This window comes from Dolichospermum circinale AWQC310F (assembly GCF_000426925.1).
Taxonomy (GTDB): Bacteria; Cyanobacteriota; Cyanobacteriia; order Cyanobacteriales; family Nostocaceae; genus Dolichospermum; species Dolichospermum circinale.
Window position 1 is genome coordinate 62,510 of record NZ_KE384680.1, and the last position, 3,139, is coordinate 65,648.

Annotated in this window: 6 protein-coding genes; 5 read left to right on the forward strand and 1 reads right to left on the reverse strand. The window is 36.2% G+C overall.

What is annotated here, in order from left to right:
• From ACIR310F_RS22155 to ACIR310F_RS25500, 5 genes are all read left to right on the forward strand, one after another.
• On the forward strand, positions 1 to 307 hold a 307-nt coding region (locus tag ACIR310F_RS22155; RefSeq protein WP_081677579.1), incomplete at its 5' end, for a DUF4351 domain-containing protein.
• Positions 308 to 894: 587 nt separating this feature from the next.
• Positions 895 to 1,125: a hypothetical protein gene (locus tag ACIR310F_RS0110860; protein WP_035367877.1), complete on the forward strand. Its 231-nt coding sequence runs from the start codon at positions 895 to 897 to the stop codon at positions 1,123 to 1,125.
• Between the two features lie 43 nt (positions 1,126 to 1,168).
• Positions 1,169 to 1,603 carry a hypothetical protein gene (locus ACIR310F_RS0110865; protein ID WP_028083857.1) on the forward strand — a complete coding sequence of 145 codons (435 nt, stop codon included), beginning with the start codon at positions 1,169 to 1,171 and terminating at the stop codon, positions 1,601 to 1,603.
• A gap of 79 nt (positions 1,604 to 1,682) precedes the next feature.
• A complete protein-coding gene (locus ACIR310F_RS25495) occupies positions 1,683 to 1,859 on the forward strand; it encodes a class IIb bacteriocin, lactobin A/cerein 7B family (protein WP_155963754.1) in 177 nt (58 codons plus the stop codon).
• 66 nt (positions 1,860 to 1,925) lie between these two features.
• The gene (locus tag ACIR310F_RS25500; protein WP_155963756.1) at positions 1,926 to 2,099 is read left to right on the forward strand and encodes a hypothetical protein; all 174 of its coding nucleotides are present in this window, start codon (positions 1,926 to 1,928) and stop codon (positions 2,097 to 2,099) included.
• 182 nt (positions 2,100 to 2,281) lie between these two features.
• Here ACIR310F_RS25500 and ACIR310F_RS0110880 read toward each other — a convergent pair whose 3' ends face one another.
• Entirely contained in the window at positions 2,282 to 3,019 is a 738-nt protein-coding gene (locus ACIR310F_RS0110880) for a peptidylprolyl isomerase (RefSeq protein WP_028083858.1), read from the reverse strand.
• Positions 3,020 to 3,139: the final 120 nt, after the last annotated feature.

Below are 3,139 nucleotides of genomic sequence, written 5' to 3' on the forward strand. Positions count from 1 at the left end.
AAATCAATTGTGGTCGGAGTATAAACAATTCGAGCAGGAGCGAACTATGAGATATATTACCACTGGTGAGCGCATAGGTTACGAGCGGGGAATAGAAGAAGGTAGACAGGAAGGTAGACAGGAAGGTAGACAGGAAGGAGAACGGTTAGTTATTTTAAAACTGCTTAAAAAGCGATTGGGTGAATTATCACCGGAAACGACACAGCTTATTCAATCTCTTTCTGTTAATCAGTTGGAAAATTTAAGCGAGGCTTTACTAGATTTTAGCAGTATGGCGGATTTACTTAATTGGTTGCAATTAAATTAATCCTCTTGTTGAAGTCTTAAAATATATGTAGGGTGGGTTAGCGACAGCGTAACCCACCATCTGATTAAGTAGTTGTGTAAAATAAATTGCACATATCATACAGCAAGTAGCTTTGAGTGAGGTATACCTTGTGCGGGCAAGATGCCCGCACCACAAGAGTTTTATTATTAATATCTGTACTTCATAAGATTGGGAACTGCTGTATAATTTATGTTTATAAAAGCTAATACATATATCTAAATTATTAAATAAGCCAGAGATTTGTTTATATTTAAGTTAATAGGCAAAAGTGACAAAATTCCTACAGTAGTGCAACAATTATGTCCCTTTTTTTAGCTATTTTTAATCCGTAATTGTCTGTTTTTTAGTGATATTTTCAACCTAAAAGGGCAATTTTACGGATAATTGTGCGTGAAATGATGTTATCATCAAGCTATTGAAGGTGACAAAACTGAAACAATTATGTCACTTTTATTTTGTCTAAATCTCTAGACAGAGGTTTTTATTTTGAATAGGATGTAGTGGGGCAATAAAGAATAACAACCCTAACAAATTAATTCACTTACAGACTTCTGAGGAAAATTAACATGAATAATCATCGTCTTGAAATCAACGACCTAATTGATAGTGCTGTTAATAATGCAGTAGCGCGTCGTAACGAGGCTTTAGCATCTGTATCTGATGAAGAAGCTAAAAACGTTTCTGGTGGTATAGCTATTACCACAAGCGTTCCGAGATTCATCAAACCCATAATATGTGGAATAATCATCCGTGAACCTATCACAATAGGGCTAATCGCAAATCGCACTCCCAACTAAAGCTCTTGTGGCATAAAAATCCTCTTATTTCGAGGCTAAATGGATGAAGGAAATTGCTGAAAAAACTACACTTTGCCCTAGTGCTAGACCAGAACCAGGGGAAAGTTTTGTTTTCGGTATCATTGGTGGAACAGTAGCAGAACCTCGTGTAGCTTATCTGAAACAGCCTCAACCTATCACAGATGAACTAATAGCTAAAGTTAGTCCTGTGACACCAGCGGAAGTGTTTCGTACAGCTTCAACTTGTGCCACAAATGGTTGTCAACATTTTGATGGGAAAAATTGTGGTTTAGCTACACGAATTGTCGAAAATTTACCGACAGTAGGAGAGGAATTACCTCCCTGTTCTATACGTCCTGATTGTCGTTGGTGGCAACAGGAAGGGAAGGCGGCTTGTATGCGTTGTCCGCAAGTAATTACGGATAATTACAATGCTTCTGAATTGTCAATTCAAGTGGCCACACCAACGGCTCGTTAACTGAATATTTTGCACCATAATCTGAATTTCCGATTTTTTCTAGATTTTTTGACTTTTTAAAACCAAGGAGAATACGAAGATGGCTAAGATTCAAATTGCTGACTTGCATAGTGAAAACTTTGTTGAACTGACTGCTAAAGAACAATCTTTAATTCAAGGTGGTATTTGGCCTTGGGTTGTTGCTGCTGCTGTTTATGTTATAAACCATTGGTCCGATATTAAAAAAGGTGTTTCTGATGCTTGGAATGGAAATTAACTAATTAAAAGTTGCCTTTTTGTTTTGCAGAAATCAATTGTTATTAGTGTGGAGAAAATTAACATCATGAAAGGTAGAATCAGCATTCTAGATATCAATTCAGACTACTTGCAAGAATTAACAGAGGATAGTTTTATTAATTCGATTTTTGGCGGTAAACCAACACCAGAAACTAGCTTTGCTTATGACGTAGCTTGGGCAGTTACTAAAGCCGTTAAATGGGTAGTGGGTCTGTTTTAATCTCAGAATTTGAGTAGTGTAATCTCAGAGCATAAAACCAATTTCTCGTTCCCAGTCTCCGACTGGGAATGCTACCTAGAGGCTCTGCCTCCGTGACTTAGTATCAATGAAGGCAGAGCCTTCTGTAATTCATTCCCATACAGAGTATGGGAACGAGAACATTTTTCATTTTTGTGATTAAATCACTCCAAATTCACATTAATCTCTGTTTGATTAACCTGTTTTTTGATCCAACTTAATAGTAAATCGCTAACAATTTGCTGACGCAATTTATCATTCAATTCCGGCTGAATAATCTCCTCAACAAAAATTAAATGTACCCCTTTAGAAGTAATTATCGGTTTAATTACCTGTGGGGGTTTCGCACCAAAGACAGCAGCAGATATTTCTGGCTTTAAATCCCGACGATTTAATACTCCTAAATATCCCCCCTGACGACGTAATTCTATATCTTGAATATATTGGTGAGCTACATCATAAAAACTCATTTCTCCTTCTTTGACTGCATAAAAAAGTTCTATTGCTAAATCTTCATCATTAAATACAACTTCATACATAACCACACCAGCATAATTTAGCTGATTTTCAAAGAAGAAAGGTTCGATTTGATCAGAAAATAAATGTTTGCTTAACTTAGCAGTAACCACACCAGTATAGACTATATCTTCAAAATCATCTATAGATAAACTATGTTTTTCTAACCATTTCCAAGTGTCATTAGCACTGGTCAGGTCATTATTTAATCGCAGAAAATCCGCTGCTTTTTGTAATTCTTCAACTTCTACTTTTATCCCTGCTTCTTCCGCAGCATTTATAATCACTTTTCGGCTGATAATTTGCTCAACTAACTCAGGTATTTTACAGGATAATTTAATTTGTTGTAAAATATCTGATTGGGTAATGGTGATGCTTTCTGACATAATTTGCTCCTTAAATACATAAATTATACCCCACCCTAACCCTCCCCTTATTAAGCAGGGCGTTTTCATTTTCTAAATTCTAGCAGAAGAAAGAGCGAAACTTTTACTATTATTCGCTCT